This is a genomic window from Gottfriedia acidiceleris (assembly GCF_050457485.1).
Taxonomy (GTDB): Bacteria; Bacillota; Bacilli; order Bacillales; family Bacillaceae_G; genus Gottfriedia; species Gottfriedia acidiceleris_D.
The window spans coordinates 157576-177883 of record NZ_JBCMJM010000001.1; the positions used below are offsets into that span (position 1 = coordinate 157576).

General features: G+C 32.6%; 23 protein-coding genes. 19 read left to right on the forward strand and 4 right to left on the reverse strand.

Going from position 1 to position 20308, the window contains the following annotated elements; all coding sequences use genetic code 11:
* Positions 1 to 217: 217 nt before the first annotated feature.
* The 14 genes from ABEY15_RS00710 to ABEY15_RS00775 all read left to right on the forward strand — a co-directional run bounded on the left by ABEY15_RS00710 (position 218) and on the right by ABEY15_RS00775 (position 10768).
* Entirely contained in the window at positions 218 to 1135 is a 918-nt protein-coding gene (locus ABEY15_RS00710; RefSeq protein WP_429887780.1) for an ATP phosphoribosyltransferase regulatory subunit, read from the forward strand.
* A complete protein-coding gene (gene hisG / locus ABEY15_RS00715; RefSeq protein WP_429887782.1) occupies positions 1132 to 1779 on the forward strand; it encodes an ATP phosphoribosyltransferase in 648 nt (215 codons plus the stop codon). The genes ABEY15_RS00710 and hisG overlap by 4 nt, the downstream gene beginning before the upstream one ends.
* Positions 1760 to 3046 carry a histidinol dehydrogenase gene (gene hisD / locus ABEY15_RS00720; RefSeq protein WP_429888221.1) on the forward strand — a complete coding sequence of 429 codons (1287 nt, stop codon included), beginning with the start codon at positions 1760 to 1762 and terminating at the stop codon, positions 3044 to 3046. Before hisG ends, hisD begins: the two co-directional genes overlap by 20 nt.
* Positions 3043 to 3621 carry an imidazoleglycerol-phosphate dehydratase HisB gene (hisB, locus tag ABEY15_RS00725; RefSeq protein WP_429887784.1) on the forward strand — a complete coding sequence of 193 codons (579 nt, stop codon included), beginning with the start codon at positions 3043 to 3045 and terminating at the stop codon, positions 3619 to 3621. The genes hisD and hisB overlap by 4 nt, the downstream gene beginning before the upstream one ends.
* The gene (gene hisH, locus ABEY15_RS00730; RefSeq protein WP_429887785.1) at positions 3622 to 4245 is read left to right on the forward strand and encodes an imidazole glycerol phosphate synthase subunit HisH; all 624 of its coding nucleotides are present in this window, start codon (positions 3622 to 3624) and stop codon (positions 4243 to 4245) included.
* The gene (gene hisA / locus ABEY15_RS00735; RefSeq protein ID WP_429887786.1) at positions 4223 to 4954 is read left to right on the forward strand and encodes a 1-(5-phosphoribosyl)-5-[(5-phosphoribosylamino)methylideneamino]imidazole-4-carboxamide isomerase; all 732 of its coding nucleotides are present in this window, start codon (positions 4223 to 4225) and stop codon (positions 4952 to 4954) included. The genes hisH and hisA overlap by 23 nt, the downstream gene beginning before the upstream one ends.
* Positions 4924 to 5682: an imidazole glycerol phosphate synthase subunit HisF gene (hisF, locus tag ABEY15_RS00740; protein ID WP_429887788.1), complete on the forward strand. Its 759-nt coding sequence runs from the start codon at positions 4924 to 4926 to the stop codon at positions 5680 to 5682. The genes hisA and hisF overlap by 31 nt, the downstream gene beginning before the upstream one ends.
* 11 nt (positions 5683 to 5693) lie before the next feature.
* On the forward strand, positions 5694 to 6341 hold the full coding sequence (gene hisIE / locus ABEY15_RS00745) for a bifunctional phosphoribosyl-AMP cyclohydrolase/phosphoribosyl-ATP diphosphatase HisIE (RefSeq protein ID WP_429887789.1): 648 nt from the start codon (positions 5694 to 5696) through the stop codon (positions 6339 to 6341).
* Positions 6338 to 7165 carry a histidinol-phosphatase HisJ gene (hisJ, locus tag ABEY15_RS00750; RefSeq protein ID WP_429887790.1) on the forward strand — a complete coding sequence of 276 codons (828 nt, stop codon included), beginning with the start codon at positions 6338 to 6340 and terminating at the stop codon, positions 7163 to 7165. The genes hisIE and hisJ overlap by 4 nt, the downstream gene beginning before the upstream one ends.
* Positions 7166 to 7527: 362 nt before the next feature.
* Positions 7528 to 7722: a hypothetical protein gene (locus ABEY15_RS00755; protein ID WP_429887791.1), complete on the forward strand. Its 195-nt coding sequence runs from the start codon at positions 7528 to 7530 to the stop codon at positions 7720 to 7722.
* A gap of 718 nt (positions 7723 to 8440) precedes the next feature.
* Complete coding sequence (locus ABEY15_RS00760) at positions 8441 to 8896, forward strand: DinB family protein (protein ID WP_429888223.1); 456 nt, start codon at positions 8441 to 8443, stop codon at positions 8894 to 8896.
* 333 nt (positions 8897 to 9229) lie between these two features.
* Positions 9230 to 9463, forward strand: coding sequence for a DUF4288 domain-containing protein (locus ABEY15_RS00765; protein ID WP_429888225.1), 234 nt, complete (start codon positions 9230 to 9232; stop codon positions 9461 to 9463).
* A 35-nt stretch (positions 9464 to 9498) separates the two neighbouring features.
* On the forward strand, positions 9499 to 10050 hold the full coding sequence (locus ABEY15_RS00770; protein WP_429887793.1) for a GNAT family N-acetyltransferase: 552 nt from the start codon (positions 9499 to 9501) through the stop codon (positions 10048 to 10050).
* Between the two features lie 145 nt (positions 10051 to 10195).
* Entirely contained in the window at positions 10196 to 10768 is a 573-nt protein-coding gene (locus tag ABEY15_RS00775; RefSeq protein WP_429887794.1) for a GNAT family N-acetyltransferase, read from the forward strand.
* 45 nt (positions 10769 to 10813) lie between these two features.
* Here the strand turns inward: ABEY15_RS00775 and ABEY15_RS00780 are convergent, their stop codons facing one another.
* Positions 10814 to 10996, reverse strand: a complete 183-nt coding sequence (locus ABEY15_RS00780) for a hypothetical protein (RefSeq protein WP_056470570.1) — start codon at positions 10994 to 10996, stop codon at positions 10814 to 10816.
* An 89-nt stretch (positions 10997 to 11085) separates the two neighbouring features.
* Positions 11086 to 11220 carry a hypothetical protein gene (locus ABEY15_RS00785; RefSeq protein WP_286131686.1) on the reverse strand — a complete coding sequence of 45 codons (135 nt, stop codon included), beginning with the start codon at positions 11218 to 11220 and terminating at the stop codon, positions 11086 to 11088.
* A 102-nt stretch (positions 11221 to 11322) separates the two neighbouring features.
* Between ABEY15_RS00785 and ABEY15_RS00790 the strand changes: the two genes are divergently transcribed.
* Positions 11323 to 11466, forward strand: a complete 144-nt coding sequence (locus ABEY15_RS00790) for an imidazoleglycerol-phosphate dehydratase (protein ID WP_097978661.1) — start codon at positions 11323 to 11325, stop codon at positions 11464 to 11466.
* A 60-nt stretch (positions 11467 to 11526) separates the two neighbouring features.
* On the opposite strand, the gene ABEY15_RS00795 is transcribed toward ABEY15_RS00790, so the two are convergent.
* A complete protein-coding gene (locus ABEY15_RS00795) occupies positions 11527 to 11991 on the reverse strand; it encodes a hypothetical protein (protein ID WP_429887795.1) in 465 nt (154 codons plus the stop codon).
* A gap of 203 nt (positions 11992 to 12194) precedes the next feature.
* Between ABEY15_RS00795 and ABEY15_RS00800 the strand changes: the two genes are divergently transcribed.
* The gene (locus tag ABEY15_RS00800) at positions 12195 to 14948 is read left to right on the forward strand and encodes a dynamin family protein (protein ID WP_429887796.1); all 2754 of its coding nucleotides are present in this window, start codon (positions 12195 to 12197) and stop codon (positions 14946 to 14948) included.
* Between the two features lie 81 nt (positions 14949 to 15029).
* Here the strand turns inward: ABEY15_RS00800 and ABEY15_RS00805 are convergent, their stop codons facing one another.
* Positions 15030 to 15284 carry a hypothetical protein gene (locus ABEY15_RS00805; RefSeq protein ID WP_429887797.1) on the reverse strand — a complete coding sequence of 85 codons (255 nt, stop codon included), beginning with the start codon at positions 15282 to 15284 and terminating at the stop codon, positions 15030 to 15032.
* Positions 15285 to 15883: 599 nt separating this feature from the next.
* Here ABEY15_RS00805 and ABEY15_RS00810 point away from each other — a divergent pair.
* From ABEY15_RS00810 to gntK, 3 genes are all read left to right on the forward strand, one after another.
* On the forward strand, positions 15884 to 17536 hold the full coding sequence (locus ABEY15_RS00810) for a S53 family peptidase (protein ID WP_429888227.1): 1653 nt from the start codon (positions 15884 to 15886) through the stop codon (positions 17534 to 17536).
* 483 nt (positions 17537 to 18019) lie between these two features.
* Complete coding sequence (locus ABEY15_RS00815; protein ID WP_429887799.1) at positions 18020 to 18745, forward strand: GntR family transcriptional regulator; 726 nt, start codon at positions 18020 to 18022, stop codon at positions 18743 to 18745.
* A complete protein-coding gene (gene gntK / locus ABEY15_RS00820) occupies positions 18745 to 20289 on the forward strand; it encodes a gluconokinase (RefSeq protein ID WP_429887801.1) in 1545 nt (514 codons plus the stop codon). The genes ABEY15_RS00815 and gntK overlap by 1 nt, the downstream gene beginning before the upstream one ends.
* Positions 20290 to 20308: the final 19 nt, after the last annotated feature.

Genomic DNA, 20308 nt, shown 5'->3' on the forward strand with positions numbered 1-20308 from the left:
ATAAAACGAAAAAGGAGACATGAACATGTTTTTCGCACGCACGAATAATGGGCTACAACATCATCATCCACCCAGGGTTTGAATCTATGGACAAAAATTGACCGTAGATGCAAGCCCTCTTCGTGTTACGAAAAAGGTGCTTGTGTCGTGCCAGAAGGCCATACAGGCATATAACCTGTATGGCCTTTTTGTTTTTTCTAAAAGGGGGAATGTTCAATTGGATGGGAAATTAAAGCAGTCATTAGTCAATTATCGATATAAAAGAAAAATGGAAGATTATGCACTAGAGCGAGGATATATCCCGTTTCATCCTCAGCTATTTGAAGAGTATGATTCATTTTCGAATCGAAACCCAAGATTAGCTAGAGAAGACTTAGTTGTTGTTTTAACACGTTTACAGCAAATTTTATTGTTAAGACCTGATTTAACAAGTGCATTGATGAAAGAAATTTATCCGATCGCATTGAAGGAAGAGAAATGTAAAGTATTTTATCAATCAACAATCTATCGAAATAATGGGGTAGAGCTTGAAGAAATTAATCAATTTGGTATCGAAAATTTAGGGCAAATTTCTGAGGCATCTGAGATAGAAGTAGTTATTATGGCAATTGATTTATTAAGCAATGTTCCTTTTATTTTAGAAATCGGGCATACAGGATTTATCGAAGGATTATTCAAAGAATGTAATTTAACCGAGAAGCAAAAAAACAAATTGAAAAAGCTAATTTATTTAAAAAACATAGATGAATTAGAACGATTTATTCAGTCAATTAACTTACCGTTTCAAGCCAGGAATGTTTTTGAACAGTTATTTAGTTTACAAGGTAAAGGAGAAAAACTTCATTCATTACTTAGAAGTTTAGTATTAAATAATGAAATGGAAAATGCAGTTGAAAAGGTAATCAAATTTCAAGAAATTAGTCCAAATATTCTTCTTGATTTATCAATCGTAAATGAATTTGATTATTATGACGGAATCGTTTTTAAAGGGTATTATGATCAGTTAAATAAAGAGGTTTTAAGTGGAGGACGCTATCTTCTAGTGTCTGAAGATTCGGAAAATAGCATTGGTGCAATCGGATTTTCAATTGATACAAATGCTTGGATAACATGTCAAATGAGGGATGTAAAGTGAGTTGGCTAACAGTCGCAGTTGCAAAAGGAAGACTTGAAGATGAGGTTATTAAAATATTATGTCAGTCTGGTTACCGAAAAGTAATTGATTCTAAAACTAGAAAACTAATTTTTGAAGATGAATTATATAAAATTAAATATTTAGTAGTGAAACCTGTGGATGTCGCTACATATGTTGAGCGAGGAGTTTGCGATCTTGGTTTTGTAGGAAAAGACATTCTGCTAGAACAAGAGAAAGATGTATATGAGTTGATGGATTTAGAACTTGGAAAATGCATTTTTGCTGCAGCTGGTTTTCCAGGAACGTTAATTGATCGAGGTGATGAAACACTAAGAGTTGCGACAAAATACCCAAACATTACTTCAAAGTATTTTCAGTTTAGGCAAAATATTGAACTTATTTATTTAAACGGTTCTGTTGAATTAGCACCAATTGTAGGAATGTCAGATATTATTGTTGATTTAGTAGAAACAGGAAGTACTTTAAAGGCAAATGGATTAGTCATCTTAGAAGAAATGATTCCGGTCAGTGCTAGAGTGATTTCAAATCGTGTAAGTTATCGATTTAACTATTTCCGTATAATTGAATTTATAGAAAAAATTAAGAAGGGTAGGAACATATATGCTGGAAATTTTATTGATTAATCATAAAAGCGAAAAACTTGAAAGTATTATAAACCGAACGAATTTACCTACTGTAGAGATCACAAAAAGCGTAGAAAAGATTTTATTAAATGTGAAAGAAAATGGTGATGAAGCTGTACGTCAGTATTCTTTAATTTATGATGAGGTGAAACTAAAAAGCTTTGAAGTAAGTGAAGATGAGTTTAATGAAGCCCTAGAACAAACGGATGAAAATTTAATAAATGCATTGATTGAAGCTAAGAAAAATATAGAGACATATCATGAAAAGCAATTGCAAGATGGTTATAAAATAAATGAAAAAAATTCATATGTTCAACAATTAATTAATCCGATTGAAAGAGTTGGTGTGTATATTCCAGGTGGAAAAGCGGCATACCCATCAACAGTTTTAATGAATGTGATTCCAGCGAAAATAGCAGGAGTGAATGAAATTGTCATTGTAACGCCACCAAATAAAGAAGGAAAAATTAAGCCTTCCATTCTAGTAGCTGCGAAATTAGCTGGTGTTACAAAAGTGTTAAAAATTGGTGGAGCGCAAGCAATTGGGGCACTGGCGTACGGAACTGAAACAATTGAAAAAGTAGATAAAATAGTTGGTCCTGGCAATATTTATGTTGCGCTCGCTAAGAAAAGTGTTTCAGGCATAGTAGGAATTGATATGGTTGCAGGTCCAACTGAGGTTGTCATATTAGCAGATGAAACAGCCAATCCGAGATTTATTGCTGCTGACTTAATGGCACAGGCGGAGCATGATGAAATGGCATCTAGTATTGTTATTACGAATTCAGAAGAGTTTGCACAAAAAATACAGCAAGAAATACCAAACTTATTAGAAGAACAACCAAGAAAAGAAATTATTAAAAGCTCATTCGAAAATTATGGAGCTATTATAGTCGTTAAAACAATCGAGGAAGGAATTGAGCTTGTTAATAAGTTAGCGCCTGAACATCTTGAACTAATGATAAAAAATCCAGAGTCGATCGTTCATAAAGTGAAAAATGCTGGTGCTATTTTTTTAGGAGACTATACTCCAGAGCCTGTTGGCGATTACTTTGCGGGAACGAATCATACATTACCGACTAGCGGAACTGCAAGATTTACCTCGCCATTAAATGTAAATGACTTTCAAAAGAAAACATCCGTTGTTTATTACAATAAGGTTGCCTTAAGCGAAGCAAGAAAACATATTGAATTGATCGCAGAGGAAGAAGGACTATTTGGTCACGGTAAAGCAATTAGTATTCGATTTGAGGAGGATTCAAAGTGAGAACTGCAATGATAACAAGACAAACAAATGAAACAAATATTCGTTTGAAATTAAATTTAGATGGTGATGGAGAAAGTACTATTCAAACTGGAATTGGTTTTTTAGACCATATGTTAACGTTATTTTCATTCCATAGCGGAATAGACTTAGAAGTATTTTGTGAGGGTGATCTTGAAGTAGATGATCATCACACAACAGAAGATGTTGGTATCGCATTAGGTAAAGCTTTATTAATTGCGTTAGACGAAAAAATTGGGATAAATCGTTACGGTTCTTGCTACATTCCAATGGATGAAACGTTAGCAAGAGTTGTCGTCGATTTTAGTGGAAGACCGTATCTTGTTTATAATGATCGAACAGTAAGAGAACGAATAGGAATGATTGATACACAGAATTTTAAAGAATTTTTTAAATCATTAAGCTCTGAAGCTAGAATGAATTGTCATATGGAAGTTATATATGGAGAAAATGATCACCACAAAATTGAAGCTTTATTTAAAGCATTTGGAAGAGCGGTTAAACAAGCAGTTGAAGTAACTTCAACTAAATTACCTTCCACGAAAGGAATGTTATAAGTGAATATTATTATTGATTATGGTGTAGGTAATTTAGATTCATTAAAAAGAGCATGTGAAGAAATTGATTTTCCAGTAGTCATTACGAATGAAATTGAAATGATTGATCAAGCTTCTTCTATTATTCTACCAGGTGTTGGGGCATATGAAGCAGCGATGAACGAATTAAATCGGCTTGGTTTAGTAAACTGTATAAAATCAAAGGCAAAAAGCGGTACTCCAATTTTAGGAATATGTCTAGGAATGCAATTACTATATGAATTTAGTGAAGAAAATTTCGGGGCAAGTGGGCTTGGCTTAATTAAAGGTCAAGTAAAACGTATACCCGACATTGTAAAAGTTCCGCATATGGGGTGGAACAAGTTAAATTTTACTAAACAGGAATCATTATTAAAATATGTAAATGAAGGCGATTATGTCTATTTTGTACACTCATTTTATATAAGTTCACCAAATGATGAGCTTTTAGCTTATTCCGATTACGGCGTAAAGATTCCAGCGATTATTAAATCCAATAATATTTACGGAATGCAATTTCATCCTGAAAAAAGTGCAGAAACAGGTCTGAATTTATTAAAAGCATTTAAGGAGATGTGTTTATATGATTCTATATCCAGCAATTGATCTAAAGGACGGTAATTGCGTTCGCCTTGAGCAAGGAGATTTTAATAAGAAAGTAATTTATAAGAATTCACCACTTGAAGTTGCGTTAGATTTTGAAAAAGCAGGTGCAAAAGTATTACATATTGTTGATTTAGACGGAGCAAGAACTGGTGAAAGGAAAAATGCTTCAATTATAAAAGAGATTGTTCAGAATACAAATCTAAACATTCAGTTAGGTGGAGGAATAAGATCACTTGATTCGATTTCGTTCTGGTTAGAATTAGGTGTAGAAAAAGTAATTTTAGGTACAGCTGCAATTAATAATAGACAACTTTTAGAACAAGCAGTTTTAAAATATGGTGATCGAATCATTGTAGGAGTAGATGCAAAAAACAGTTTTGTAGCCATAAATGGATGGGAAGAGTCGACAAATCAAAATAGCTATGAATTTTGTAAACAGTTAGAGCTACTCGGTGTGAAAACAGTCGTATACACTGATATATCAAAGGACGGCATGTTAAGTGGACCTAATTTAGAAGCATATAAAAGATTAGCTGAAGAAACAAATTTAAATATTATCGCTTCAGGTGGAGTGAGCTCAATCAATGATCTAAAGTCACTTCGCAGATTAAAAATTTATGGTGCGATTTCTGGTAAAGCATTATATGAAGGAAAATTTACAGTTGAGGAGGCACTTAAATGCTTGCAAGAAGAATTATACCGTGCTTAGACGTTCGTAATGGACGAGTCGTGAAAGGAAAACAGTTTTCTAGTATTCAAGATGTTGACTCACCTACGAAACTTGGAAAATATTATAGTGATAATGGTGCTGACGAGTTAGTATTTTATGATATTACGGCCTCAAATGAAGAAAGAGATATATCCTTGAAATTTGTTTCAGAAGTAGCGAAGGAATTGCGTATTCCTTTCAGTGTTGGAGGTGGAGTACGTTCGATTGATGATTTTACAAAACTATTAAGAAATGGAGCAGATAAAGTATCAATTAATTCTGCCGCAATTTTAAACCCAAATTTAATTAAGGAAGCATCTGATCGATTTGGATCGCAATGTGTTGTGCTTTCAATTGATGCAAAGTTAAATAAAGATGGCAATTATAAAGTTTTTATAAATGGTGGTCGGAAAGAGACTGAATGGGATGCGATTGATTGGGCTAAGAAAGGTGTGGAGTTTGGAGCGGGTGAAATTGTCTTAAATAGTATTGATGAAGATGGTATGAAAAGAGGTTTTGATATCCGATTGCTGCAAAAAATTACAAATGCTGTTAATGTTCCGGTTATTGCATCTGGCGGCGCTGGCAAAGTAGAACACTTTTATGATGCGATTGAATATGCAAATGTCGATGGAGTTTTAGCAGCTTCAGTATTTCATTTTGGAGAAATCAAAATTAGTGAATTAAAAGACTATTTAAATGAAAAAAATATTCCAGTTCGACTATAGGAGGAGAAAACATGTTTTTTGATATCGAAAAAATTCGCTTTAATGAACAAGGGTTAGTACCAGCAATTGTGCAAGATATTAATACGAAAGAAGTATTAATGTTGGCATATATGAATAATGAATCAATTAAACTCACAATCGATACTGGATTTGCAACATTTTATAGTAGAAGTCGTCAATCAATTTGGAAAAAAGGGGAAACATCAGGGAATCTTCAATATGTCAAATCGATTTCTTATGATTGTGACCAAGACTCAATTTTACTACAGGTTGAACAAGTAGGAGTAGCTTGCCACACAGGAAGGTACAGTTGTTTTTCCGAAAAATTAACTTTAATGCAAGAAAAAAATATTGTTCAAAATGAATCATTAAGTTATTTGCCTAATCTCTATGAAACGATACGAGATCGAAAAGAAAATCCAATTGAAGGATCTTATACTACCTATTTATTTAATCAGGGCATTGATAAGATTTTGAAAAAAGTAGGCGAAGAGACGAGCGAAGTAATTATTGGAGCTAAAAATGAAGGAACTGGAGAATTAATTTATGAAATTAGTGATCTAGTCTATCACACAATTGTCTTAATGGTGGAAAAAGGAATAAAACTTGAAGAGATAAACAATTGCTTAATAAATAGGAAGGAGAAAGTAAAATCTTGAAAATTGATGGCCACACACATACACAATATTGTCCGCACGGAAGTGGTGATGACGTACAATTAATGATCGAAAAAGCAATTGAACTTGGGTTTGATGAATACCACATCACTGAGCATACACCCGTACCATTATCATTTCAAAACTGCTTAAAGCCAAATGACGCAGTTGCCTCACTTGCGATGTCTGAAAATGAAGTAGACGAATATATTAACGAAATGTATAAAGTAAGAGATAAGTATAAGGGTCGAATTCGTATAAAAATTGGATTTGAATACGATTATTTACCGAGTGAATCAGTATGGTTTAAAGATTTTTTAAAAGAATACGGCAAATATTGTGACACAGGACTTTTGTCAGTTCATTACCTGGAAGGAAAAAATGGATGGCATTGTATAGATTATAAAGCTGAAGATACTCTTTCTGGTTTAGTTAATTACTATGGCAGTGCAGAAGCGTTTCAACTTGCATATTACGATTTAGTAAAACAGTCTATCATTGATGATTTAGGTCCGTTTAAACCTAAAAGAATCGGACATATGACTTTATGCAATAAATTTAAACAATTTTTGAAATGTGAAGATACGGAAAAGATCCTAAATAAACAAGTTGAACTATTAAAGCTAGTTAAAGAAAAAAATTATATTTTAGACTATAATACTGCAGGATTATTTAAAGAGTATTGTGGTGAAACATATCCATCAAAACATGTCATTGAAATTGCGAATTCCTTAAACATAGAGTTAATGTATGGTTCTGATTCTCATAATGTAAAAGATGTTGGAAGAGGATATGAGGTTTATTTTTCAAATAGAAAAAAATCTTGATAACGATTGAGATTAAAAAAGGGAAATTGAACTGTTAGGCCATTTATGAGTAAGTAATTTTCATCAACTTGCTAATAACTCAAGAATCCATTATGAGTAAGGAGAGTTGTTCTGATCATACTAATGATACCCCATTGAATATGATCATTTCATTTCTCCAGTATTTTACTAACCCATGAACTTTTTATGATGATATTTTATTTCAACAAGCAGACGATAAATTGATAATTTATCGTTTTTTTTTGTGATTATTTTCTTAAATTGCTGAAATTCCCCCAAATTACAACTATTAAACGTTAATGTATAATTAAGAAAAATTAGAAATTTTTTACTGAATATTGATTACATAAGGGAGAATTTTAATGTCAAGTATTTTTTGGGGCGTATTAGGGGCTTTATTAATGAGTACGATTGATTATTTGATGTTTTATTTTGGACTTCTTAATTCCGAGAATCAAAGATGGAACTGGTTTGAAAAACGTACAAAGTTTCAAAAAATTAGTGTACTTTCTAGTGTGTTTTTAGTTTTATTTGTACTTCACTTTGTAACTTCATAGTTAATGCTACAAAAAGAGTCATGGTTATGACTTTTTTTGTCAGAGTGTTGAAATATGAAATGGTCAAAAGGGAAAACGGACATTAAATGAACATTTATTTAATGATGAATTTATTATTTTTCGGATTCTTTAATAATGGAATGTGTTAATATGTTTTATCATTTTCATGATTCCAATAACACTAGTAATGATTTTTTCAGAAGTTAAATTATAAGCTAATTTTTAGAAAAACAATTTAAATTAATCAGTTTAATTAATGTTCGGCATTAATTGACCTACAAGCATTTTAATATACAACAGTAAGGTTACTCTAAGTAAAGGCTATTTGATTATGATTTATTGCAGACTTTTTTTTATTGAATAAGTTGATTGGAACNNTTACGAAAATTTGGTAATTTAATTAACAATCTTGTTTTTCAACAGCGTGAAAAGAGTCATGGTTATGACTCTTTTTGTTTTTAAAAAAGTATTTTCGGCTAATTTCTAGAAGGTTGATCCAAATGTTATAAGAAAGTTAAAAAATAAAAGGTAAAAATAGCCATTTGTTGAATAAATAAACAGTGGTGACCTCAAGTACGAATCAATCGTTATCATTTAGTTCAAATTTAGTCCTACTTTTTTTAATGACAGTTTAATAGTTGTGAGGAAACTTTACAGAAGTAATTTCTAAAATTATTAGAGTTTAAAAAAGGAGGAAATTTTTTTGAATCGAAAAGAAATGTTTTTAAACGTATTAGACAAAACATATGATAAGGAAAGTTGGTTTGCTCCACTAAAAGATTCAATTGAAGGAATTACAGCTGAACAAGCTGGTTGGAGACCAACAGGGGAAGCGACTAAATCAATTTGGGAAAACGTTAATCATCTTCTTTATTACAAAGAGAGGATTGTAGCAAATCTAGAAGGTAGAGAGTGGACACAAAATCTAGACGGTGACCAAACTTTTTTTCTTACTGAACAATCAAATGAAGATAACGAATGGAAGAAAGTAGTTGAACGTTTGGAAAATACTAGTTTTAGTTTAAGACAGCTATTGAGTAATATGACAGATGAGGAACTAATGAATAATTCTTTTGAAGTAAAACTAATGGATCTATTACTACATGATGCTTACCATACCGGACAAATTATTCAAATAAGAAAAATGCAAGGATCGTGGCCATCACATCGTTGACATAATCGATTAAGGCAGCTTAAAGCTGTCTTTTTTGTTTAAAACAATCAGGGGTTAAAATACGTAGAATTAGAAATTGGATATTCCTGGTATAATTAATCGAGTATATTATTTTTTCAATCGTAATATTGGAGGGGAAAAATGAGAAAAAGATTACGAAAAAAAAGATCAAATGAATGGGAATGATTTTCAGTAAAAGTGTTTTATGAATGTAAAATATCAGGAAATCCTTCACTAGACAAAATTGATCAAGATTACGGTAGTGACGATCTTAAGACATTTGAGGAAAGCATCTTACTTATAAAAGCACATTCAGAGTAAGAAGCTTATTTAATTGGTGAAAAAGAAGCAATAAAAAATGAAGTAGAATACTTAAATCAATATGATCAAACAGTAGAATGGAATTTCATAAGAGTAATCGATTGCTTTAATTTATCTGATAAAAAACTTCAAACAGGTACTGAACTATATTCTCGCTTTATAAGCGTTCCTCATGATTTGCTGACAGAAAAGGTTAATTCATATAATGACCAAGATTTCATTTATGATAAAGAAGTCGACAATTAGGTTGAAAAAAACCAAGTTTGGAAGGAGAAATGATTATGTTTAGTTATAAAATTGAAGAAAACCTGCAATTAAAGTTATTGACTCTACAAGATGCAGATGAATTATACAAATTAACTATCAATTCAATGGAACATTTAAAAGAATGGTTACCATTAATTGCATATAATCAAAAACCTGAGGATACGGAGAATTTTATAAAAACAACTATGAAACAATTTGCTGAAAATAATGGATTTCAAGCTGGTATTTGGTCGAATTCAAAACTTGTTGGGGTTATCGGGTTCCATAAAATTGATTGGTCAAATAAGTCGACAAGTATCGGATATTGGCTAGGAAAGGGGTTTGAAGGTACAGGCATAATGACAAAAGCTTGTCATGCATTTGTTAATTATGCATTAATGGATCTATTGCTAAATCGGGTCGAGATTCGTGCTGCGGTTGAAAATACAAAAAGTCGTGCTATTCCTGAGAGGCTAGGATTCTTTCAAGAAGGTCGGATCAGGAAAGCCGAATGGTTGTATGATCACTATGTAGATCACATCGTGTATGGTATGTTAGCTAAAGATTGGGTTTCATTAAGGAAATAATTTAATTTCATATCAATGAACTTTTTTTCTTGTATGAAAAGTATTAATACTTCAAATACTTCATTTGAAAGGACTTACTAATTATTTTTGTATAGATATTTACTAATCAGTTAAATGAAGAGAAAGTAAGAAAAGGAGAATATCAATGCATTGGTATGAAAAACTAAATCAGTATTTTCCAGTTGAAGAAATGAAATCAAGGGAACATATGGAAACTTTATTGAAAGAGCGGTCAGATATTTACCATAAAGATGAAGGTCCACATCATGTTTTAATGTATGCCGAACTTGATGATTTTGTATTTATTGATTACTTGTTCGTTTCGAAAGATGCGCGTGGGCAGGGGCTTGGGTATAAATTGCTTGAAAAGCTAAAGAAGAAGGGCAAACCGATTATTTTAGAGGTTGAACCAGTTAATTATGAAGATACAGATACAGAAAAAAGGCTTCGCTTTTATAAAAGAGAAGGTTTTGAGCATGCTCAGTCGATTGGATATAACAGACGCTCACTAGCTACTCAAGAAATAAACCCTATGGAGATTTTGTACTGGTCTCCAAATAATGAGGGTGAAGAAATGATTTTTAAAGCGATGAAAAAAACATATAATATGATTCATACATATAGGGATACACATTTTTACGGTGAATCTTATCAGCCAGTAGAGGAAGTTTTAACTTTTGGTGAAAATAGCAATCAAAATCTTTTAGAAGACATATAAAAATGCGAAATCAAAAACGACTGATTACCTCAGTCGTTTTTTTAATTACACACCCATACGTTTACGTTGATTGTTTGGCTTTTTAGAAATTTGATTCTTTTTCGTCATATCTTTAACAGCATTTACTCCATTATTTTGATTAGAATTTTGCTGCTTTTTGCTAGCCAACTTTTGTTTCATTAATTCCTGAAGACTAACTTTTTTTGGTTCATTGTTATTTTCGCTCATAAATTTAGTTTCCTCCAATTTAATCATACTTTTATAATGACTTGTTGAAGGAAAATTAGCAAGTACATTTAAAAGAATTAAAAAATCTCTTAGCTGTCTTTTTCTGTATTTTTCTTATGAAACTCTTCCATTTTTTTACTCTTCGAATAAGCAGATTCCTCTGAATGTCCAAATTGATCGACAGAACTTTTCTGTGGACCTTTGTTTGTATGTCCTTTTGCCATGTTTAACCCTCCTTTTTTATTATTATGTGCTTAAATTCCTTGAATAATCTTTAATTTAAAATGGGAATCTATTTATGATAATTAGTATTAGGAGGAAGCAAAATGACAAGTAAAAATGGCAGCAAAGGAAGTAAAAATCAAAACGCACCTGAACTTCATGGACAAGCACCTACTAGTGGTGACAACACAAAAGGAAATGTCTATCGCTCTAAAAAAGGTAGTAAATCTCAAACTGAATTACACTAAAATAACCAATTAAAAAAGAGCTTGGATTTCCCCAAGCTCTAAATTTTTTTCTAACTATATTCAGTCTTGAACATTAAATCCTTCTTCATCTAAATATTCACAAGCTTCACCGTAGCTATTAAATGTACCATCAAGATTTTCTCCTGCGTAAACATTCCACATGTCCATTTCTGAAACAAGTTTAAGGATTTGTCCGTTCGCATTAACCCAGATTTCTTCTACTTCTTCATCTTCTTCAAAAATTGGCTCGAATGATAGGCTTTCAATTGATTTAGTAAGTATTGTACGAAGTTCCTCTTCAGTAAATTCTCTTATATTTACCATACCTTTTTCGTTTGTTTTGTACCCTTTAATACCTTCAGCATATACAAAGCCGTTTCCATTTGGATGTAAATGATATACAACATTCTTTTTTTCTTTTAAACTTTGTTCATATTGAAAATTTGTACGTCCAAGTGAAACGGGCTTTTTAGTTAATTCTGGAAATGATTCAATGATTGTAAGTTTTTTTTCGTAAGTTAGCATAATGCCTCCAAATAAATATTCTTTTACCTATGTTTTGTATGTAACGTAACAAATATAACAAAAATCTTTAGAAAATGACATAGAATTGTCACAATTTCAGCTACTCTAATTTGGTAGAATAATAATGCTGTATAAATTTAACATGTTCCTTTTGGCATATTTTTGGACTTAATTTGATTTTATTATACATAGTAGGTGATAACATGACAGTGGAAGTTAAAGTGAAAGTGAAAGAACAATTTATTAAAAAACAATTTTATAAATCGTATTTAAATGAAAATGAAAACAATAACCATCCAATTGCAGTTTTAGCTGACCTTTACAATGAACAAAATGATGATATTGATCTATCATCTATTCGATTTGCACAAGGTGAAGTTTATTTTGAAAATAGAGATTTTGAATCTGCAGTTTTCAAATGGGAAAAAGTCGGAAATCAATTAAGCGATTGGGCAAAGAAAAATATTGCTGATTCTTATTATGAAATTGGTGCATATGAAACAGCAGAAAAGCTATATAAAGAAGTTAAAACAGATAGTAGTACTTTGACCTCTGAAATTTTCTTAAATTTATTCTCACTTTATATCGATGTTTCGAAATACGAGGAAGCAGATCGTATTATTAAAGAAGCAGTAAAATATAATCCTGATTATCCAAACGTAACGAGAATTGCTCGTAATTTTTATGAAAAACATCACGATTGGAATAGTGCTGTAGCGCTAGCTTCAGATGAATCAATTCGTACAGAAGATTTAAAATGGTTTATTGTATTAAGAGAATACATTATAAATGGTGTAACAAAAGAAATGGCACCAAATTACTTTGTGCAACCGTTACTATCATTGGCCAAAGTCGATCTTGAGCACTTTGAATTAATGGTAGAAGCACTTTGGAATAGTTACAGAGAACAATCAGTTTATGTAAATTGGCTACAAACATTTAATGATATGTTATTCCAAATCAACGTAGAGACAGGTGTGAAGTGGAATCGTTTGCCATCAATCTATTCAATGACATACGAAGAATTAGTTGAAGGTGATTATTTTGTAGCTCAGCTTGAGGAAATGATGCCAAGTTTCTTAACAAATTGGTTGCGTATTACCGATATAAAAGGTGCGGTTTTAGCATCGACTGCAACACTTGCATGGGATCGATTATTCCCAGGCCGTATTGATTATCAAATTGTTGCTGACGCAGAAATGGCATTTGAACAGTTATTAAAAACGCCTGATTGCTTTGAAATTGGAAAAGAATTATTTGAAAACATCCTACAATGGTCTGCTTTAAATGAAATTGAAGTTGGAGACCGTTTTGAGTGGTGGACAAGTAAATTAACTCAATTTGAAAATACAACTATGCTTGTTGCAGGTACATCAGGTAACGGTAAATCTTCATTTGTTAATTCACTTTTAGGTGAGAAAATGATGGGTTCTTCTACGACAATGCCTGTATTATTTGAACAAGATATTAATTCAAATATTATCGTATTTTCGAAGGAAGGAAATACACAGCTTGCTGAATTTGCAGATTTTTACGATTTAACAACAGTTGAAAATAATCTGTTAAAAGGTGATGAATTAGTATACTATAAATTACCAAATTCATTTTTAGAAAAGCACCGCTTATCAATCATTGACACTCCTGGAATTGATGGAAACCAGGTTAATACAAAAGCATTATTACAATCTGTAAAACTTGCAGATCGTCTTGTTTATGTTTTAAATGCTACGGCACCTTATACAGAAAACGAACGATCTTTACTAGTTAAAATTCATAAAGAATTACCAACTCTACCGATTCACTTTATTTTAAATAAGATGGATTCTATTTATAGTAAAGAAGAAATTGATCGAGTTCGCGCTGAAATCCAAGCGAAAGTTAGACAAGATTTCCCTAGCGCTAATGTATTACCTTATTCTTCAATTTATAGTAATCAAGATCAATTTAAAGATTTAGAATTATTTATAGAGAATAACGTTCTATCAACTGAAGCAAATTCTAAACAAACAGAGAAATTATTATTAGCTATTCGAAAATTAATTAATTTCTTATTAGAAAAACGAGTTGAGAAAGAAGATGAACTACGTGCTAATGTTGATTGGAATGAAGTTCTTGATGATAAATTAAATGGTCTATTACATTCTTTAAAAGATAAAGAAATGGAACATTTAAATACAATTAAAAGCTCATATCGTGAATTAAAAGACGAATTAAAATATGACCTGAAGCTAAGTATTCCTGGTCTTCTAAAAGAATGTAAAGAATTAATCAAAGAAGATAGTGATTTCGGTACAATTCTTGAAACGCTAAACGAAGAGATGAATCTTCGAATTGGTGAGTATGTAAGAGAGAATACTTTACCAAAACTAAATGAAGCTCTTCAAAACTGGATTAAAGAATCAGGTGTTTTATTAGAAGGTACTCAAGGTTACTTAACTGAAATGAGTGATTCGTTAAATGAATACATTGGAAATGAATATTTAAATCTTGAGTGTGATTTCAAAGTATTAGATGACTGGCGCCGTGATGCTGATCGAATGACTAGTATGACTCAGCTAGATGATATGAATATTTTATTAAATTCATCACCATCTCAATTTATCTTAAAGAGCTCAGGAATCTTACTAGGTTTACTGCCTCAAAATAAATCAAAGCTTGTTGCTCAATATCAAAAGTATGTTGATAATGTAAACTATGATGATGTAACATCAGAATTATCAATGAAGTTTTTCCTACAATTTGAAATGTTTGAAAAAACTTTACCAAGAGATTTATCAATGTTCCTACATGCTCCATTTGAGCAAATCCATGAACTAGTTGATGAAACAAGAGTTGCAATTTCTAACTATATTCAAACTTTAGAAGATATGAAATCTAATCCAAGTATTTATTTCGATCCGATTACATTCTTCACAGTAAGATTAAGACAATTAGAGTTTTTAACATTACGTAAATAATAAGGAAAGAGTGTGCTAAATGGCACACTCTTTTTTCTTATTGAACTATGCAGTTATTTATAAAGCCAGTATTACATTTAACTATTCCTCTATATCTTCTTCAAACGGAATATGTACAACGATTGTTTGGTAACCCTCTTTAATTTTTACATAACCACCCCAAGGTATTTGTAGTATTAAAAAGGCTCCTTTAGTATCAATTGAAAAATGTGCAATTTTTTCATGTTCTTCATCTAGTAAAAGCACTTCCCGCTCATTCCCAACTGCTCTAATACCAGGATGGCAATGAATTTGTATTTTCCAGTTGCCGAGTCTACTTAATAAGAAATGACTCATAAAATAGATCACCTTCTATTATTTAGTTTCTTCATAACGAACTAATGAAACTTATTGGGAAAACAGTTAGCTAAAATAACACGAAAAATTAGGTGAGGACATCTTTAAATTAATTCTATTCTAGAGAATGGTAACTTAAAACTATTTAGGAATATTCGAAATATATTTCTTACTCATAAGGGATTCATTAGTGAGAAAAAAAGTGAAAAAATTTGAGGTATAGTTGCTAAAAATAACTCTTTTTTTCTTTGTTCTTCAACTATCTGGGAGTTTAGTTGCTTTAAAATTCTTTAAGATTCTTTAGAATTCAATTAAAAAAAATGTATTTTGCAGGAGATTCTGATTTTTACGTCAAACTCAAAAATATATCCCAAATGGAAAGGTGTATTTTTGAAAGAAGGTGATACATAACCGAAAGTCGATAGCCAAAAGGGATGACTGGAAATTTTAATTTCATGGTAGTCGGGTAGCCTCAAATCGTCTTTTGATTTCTAGATTGTTGGTAAGATCTTATTTAGGAACTAAGGAGAGGTGTAAGGATGAAAAAAAGAAACCGAAAATTATTAGTACCGACTGTTGCTTCTTTGTTAACATTATCGATGTATTTCCCTGGAGGCTCAACTTTTGCCGCAGCTTCCAAACATGTACAACTTATTCAGGCAGCTCCAACCGCTGCAAATCACGGCACTTCCATTGGTCACACAAACCGCAACTCCAAAGCTTCTATAACGATTGCCCTTCAGCTACGAAACAGCGATAAACTGGATAATTATATTGCCAGCTTAAAGAACCCTAACTCCATCAACTACCAGAAATACTTAACTCCCGACGAATTTAAAAATCAATATGGACCAACTGATTCAACTGTTGCCAATGTTAAAAGCTATTTGACAAGTCAAGGCTTTAAAGTCGAAAATGTTTCTTCCAATAACGCATTTATTACCTTCAGTGGCACCTTTGGTCAAATGGAGGATACTTTTGGTGTTACCATAAATAACTATAAAAATTCAAATGGCGAAACATATTATGCCAATGAGCAAGCTCCTTCCATTCCGGCTGAATTTTCTGGGGTGATTACGAATGTTGAGGGTCTGAACAATGAACCACATTATACACATTCGAAAATTAGTAGTTCATCTATGCAAGTCTTTCAACAGAATAAAGCGGTGACACCGAAAGTGGGCAGTGGTCCAGCTGGTGGTTATACACCGGGTGAATTAAAAGGTGCTTACGATATTAACCCACTGGCAACTGCTGGATATACTGGATCTGGCCAAACTGTAGCAGTCATGGAGTTGGACGGATATAAAGCAACGAACATTAGTACCTATAACAACTACTATGGTCTAGGGAGCCCTGCACCAACAAATGTATATATTGATGGTTATAGTGGTGCTGCCGGTCAAGGTGCAATCGAAGTTGAACTTGATATTGAGGTAATCAATGCAATTGCGCCAAAAGCACAAGTAATTGTTTACGAAGGGCCAAATAGTGCCCAAGGCTTAATTGATACTTATCAAAAAATTGCCTCTGATAATAAGGCAAAGTCAATTTCTGTTAGCTGGGGAATCGGTGAGCAGCATGAAGCAACTGCGACGATGAATAGCTTACATACCATATTCCAACAATTTGCTGCCCAAGGACAAAGTATTTTTGCTGCTTCTGGAGACAATGGTGCCTACGATTCTGGAGGTAGAACTTTAGAGGTTGATAGTCCTGCAAATGACCCGTATGTGACTGGCGTTGGTGGAACGCACCTGAATTTAAGTGGTACTTCTTACAGTTCAGAATCCGTTTGGAGTAACAAAACAAGCAAATCAGGTGACGGTGGAGGATTATCTAAAGTTTATACTATGCCGTCGTTCCAGTCAGGTCCTGGTGTCCAAAACAGTTATTCGAATGGTAAAAGGGAGGTTCCAGATGTATCGGCAGCTGCGGACCCTAACACCGGATATTCAATCTATACTGGAGGTGCGTGGCATGTAGTCGGTGGAACATCAGCTGCCGCGCCATTATGGGCTGGAATCGCTGCACTCAATAATCAATTTGCACAGGCAAATGGCAAGGGCAACCTTGGTCAAGCAAATCCAACTCTTTATCAAGTCTTTAATACAACTCAAAAATATGCAGCATATCATGATATTACGTCTGGAACAAACTTGTACTATCCGGCTACATCTGGCTATGATATGGCTTCAGGTATTGGGACACCAGATGCGTATAATTTAATTCGCGATATAAATGGGTTTTAAAGTAGTTAATCGGCAGTCTCCAAATATAGGAGGCTGTCGTTTTTGTTCATGTACAAAAACAGTTATTGATAAAACACCACCAACTATATCAAAAGTTGACAAAGTAACTTCAACTCCAACAAAGGTAACTAAAAAAATCGGAAAGCAGCGTTGTTATTTACATATACAGCGGATTTTATTTTCATGTTCTTTTTTTGATTTACAATTCTAATTAGTTAACATAAGCTTTTTCTTGTTCTCTAATTTTTATCCAATTTTTGGAAGTTATAGGAATCCTAAACTCTTAATAGTCACAAATAATTATTAGGAATTCTTAATTGGCAGTAGCGGCGTATTAAACAAACTTATTGTAATAAATTGTACATGATATTCAAAATCTAATACATAGTACTGTAATTTGAAGTAAAAGCGCTTGCATTTTTTAAATTATGTTCTTATAATACTTGTATACAAGTATACTCGTATGGAAATGAAGGTGAACCTATGGCAGAATTAAAGCAATATCTTTATCCGGAAAAATGGCTATCAAAAGCTTCAGCTGGTGATCGTGTAACATATGAATTAAGGATGCAGATAATTTCTGGTCTAATTGAAAGCGGTACCAAGTTATCAGAAAATAAATTGGCTGCCGATTTTAATGTAAGTCGTTCTCCTATTAGAGAGGCATTAAAAACTTTAGCATCTGAAAATCTGATTCGTTTAGAAAGAATGGGTGCAGTTGTCATTGGATTAACTGAAATAGAAATCGAAGAAATATATGATGTGCGATTACTAATTGAAACATTTGTATTTGAGCGGTTGGTAAAATTAGACACTAAAGAATTGGTAATGGAACTGAGTAAAATTCTTGAAATGATGAAAATTGCCATTAAATATCAAGATGCCGATGAGTTTTCATTTCAAGATGTATTATTCCATGAAACGATTATTCGAGCGATTGATCATTCTTACATTTTGATGATTTGGAATAATGCAAAACCAGTTATGGAAGCGTTTATACTTTTATCAATGCGAGTACGGTTTAAGGAAAAATACGAAGACTTTCAGCGAATAGTCGAAAATCATCAATTATATATTGATGCTATTGGTACGAAAAATAGAGACCTTATGATTCAATCTTTGCATCAAAACTTTGATGATGTTCAAGGAAAAGTAGAGGATCTTTGGAGATCTCAACAGATGTTTTCAAAAGGAGTAGAACAAGAATAATGACAAACTATATGTTAGGGTTAGACATCGGTACCACAAGCACAAAAGCCGTTTTATTTACTGAAACAGGTGAAGTCATCCAGCAAGAGAATATCGGATACCCACTCTATACACCTGATATTTCAACAGCTGAACAAGATCCAGAAGAGATCTTTACAGCTTTAGTACAAGCAATTTCTAAAATAATGAAACAACATTCTCAAAAAGAGATATTATTTATTTCTTTTAGTAGTGCAATGCATAGTCTAATTGTCATGGATGAAAATGATCAACCATTAACGCCTTGTATTACATGGGCAGATAATCGAAGTGAGTCTTGGACTCATAAAATTAAAGATGAATTAAATGGTCACGAAATATACAAACGAACAGGAACTCCTATTCATCCAATGTCACCTTTAAGCAAGATTACATGGATTGTAAATGAACGACCAGAGATCGCACAAAAAGCGAAAAAATATATCGGGATTAAAGAATATGTATTTAAAAAATTCTTTGACCAATATGTTGTAGATCATTCGCTTGCTTCAGCCATGGGTATGATGAATCTTAAAACATTAGATTGGGATGAAGAAGCTTTACAGATTGCAGGGATTTCAACTGATCAACTATCTAGACTAGTACCTACTACGGAGATTTTTACAAACTGTAATCCTGATTTGGCTAGACAAATGGGAATTGATCCACAAACTCCATTTGTAATTGGTGCAAGTGATGGCGTACTTTCTAATCTTGGTGTGAATGCGATTCGAAAAGGAGAAATTGCAGTCACAATAGGGACAAGTGGGGCAATTCGAACGATTATTGACAAACCACAAACTGACGAAAAAGGACGAATATTTTGCTACGCATTAACGGAAAAACATTGGGTCATTGGTGGGCCAGTGAACAATGGCGGTATGATTTTTCGCTGGATTCGTGATGAATTTGCGGCTTCAGAAGTTGAAACTGCAAAAAGATTAGGAATTGATCCATATGAAGTATTAACAAAGATTGCCGAAGGAGTAAAACCTGGGGCAGATGGCTTGTTATTCCATCCTTATTTAGCGGGTGAACGTGCACCATTATGGAACCCTGATGTTCGAGGATCCTTTTTCGGCTTAACGATGGCACATAAGAAAGAGCATATGATTCGCTCTGCACTAGAAGGAGTTATATACAACTTATACACTGTATTTTTAGCTCTAATTGAATGTATGGATGGACCAGTATCTAAAATCCAAGCAACTGGTGGGTTCGCAAGATCAAATGTATGGCGTCAGATGATGTCTGATATTTTTGATTTAGATGTAGTCGTACCAGAAAGCTATGAAAGTTCATGTCTTGGTGCTTGTATTTTAGGTCTTTATGCAACAGGAAAAATAGAATCCTTTGAAGTAGTATCTGAAATGGTCGGTAATACTCACAAACATACTCCTAATGAAGATGCAGTAAGAGAATATCGAGAATTATTGCCAATCTTTATTAGCCTATCGAGAGTATTAGAAAAAGATTATACGCGAATTGCTAATTATCAAAGAGGATTGATTAATAAAAATAAATAGATATTCGGAGGGGATTTCC

Coding starts and splice junctions, on each gene's coding strand:
- ABEY15_RS00810 (WP_429888227.1), top strand. CDS start 15,884: ATGTATTTCCCTGGAGGCTCAACTTTTGCCGCAGCTTCCAAACATGTA.
- hisA (WP_429887786.1), top strand. CDS start 4,223: ATGATTCTATATCCAGCAATTGATCTAAAGGACGGTAATTGCGTTCGC.
- ABEY15_RS00770 (WP_429887793.1), top strand. CDS start 9,499: ATGTTTAGTTATAAAATTGAAGAAAACCTGCAATTAAAGTTATTGACT.
- ABEY15_RS00815 (WP_429887799.1), top strand. CDS start 18,020: ATGGCAGAATTAAAGCAATATCTTTATCCGGAAAAATGGCTATCAAAA.
- ABEY15_RS00800 (WP_429887796.1), top strand. CDS start 12,195: ATGACAGTGGAAGTTAAAGTGAAAGTGAAAGAACAATTTATTAAAAAA.
- ABEY15_RS00790 (WP_097978661.1), top strand. CDS start 11,323: ATGACAAGTAAAAATGGCAGCAAAGGAAGTAAAAATCAAAACGCACCT.
- ABEY15_RS00785 (WP_286131686.1), bottom strand. CDS start 11,220: ATGGCAAAAGGACATACAAACAAAGGTCCACAGAAAAGTTCTGTCGAT.
- ABEY15_RS00805 (WP_429887797.1), bottom strand. CDS start 15,284: ATGAGTCATTTCTTATTAAGTAGACTCGGCAACTGGAAAATACAAATT.
- hisIE (WP_429887789.1), top strand. CDS start 5,694: ATGTTTTTTGATATCGAAAAAATTCGCTTTAATGAACAAGGGTTAGTA.
- ABEY15_RS00760 (WP_429888223.1), top strand. CDS start 8,441: ATGTTTTTAAACGTATTAGACAAAACATATGATAAGGAAAGTTGGTTT.
- ABEY15_RS00755 (WP_429887791.1), top strand. CDS start 7,528: ATGTCAAGTATTTTTTGGGGCGTATTAGGGGCTTTATTAATGAGTACG.
- ABEY15_RS00775 (WP_429887794.1), top strand. CDS start 10,196: ATGCATTGGTATGAAAAACTAAATCAGTATTTTCCAGTTGAAGAAATG.
- hisF (WP_429887788.1), top strand. CDS start 4,924: ATGCTTGCAAGAAGAATTATACCGTGCTTAGACGTTCGTAATGGACGA.
- gntK (WP_429887801.1), top strand. CDS start 18,745: ATGACAAACTATATGTTAGGGTTAGACATCGGTACCACAAGCACAAAA.
- ABEY15_RS00780 (WP_056470570.1), bottom strand. CDS start 10,996: ATGAGCGAAAATAACAATGAACCAAAAAAAGTTAGTCTTCAGGAATTA.
- ABEY15_RS00795 (WP_429887795.1), bottom strand. CDS start 11,991: ATGCTAACTTACGAAAAAAAACTTACAATCATTGAATCATTTCCAGAA.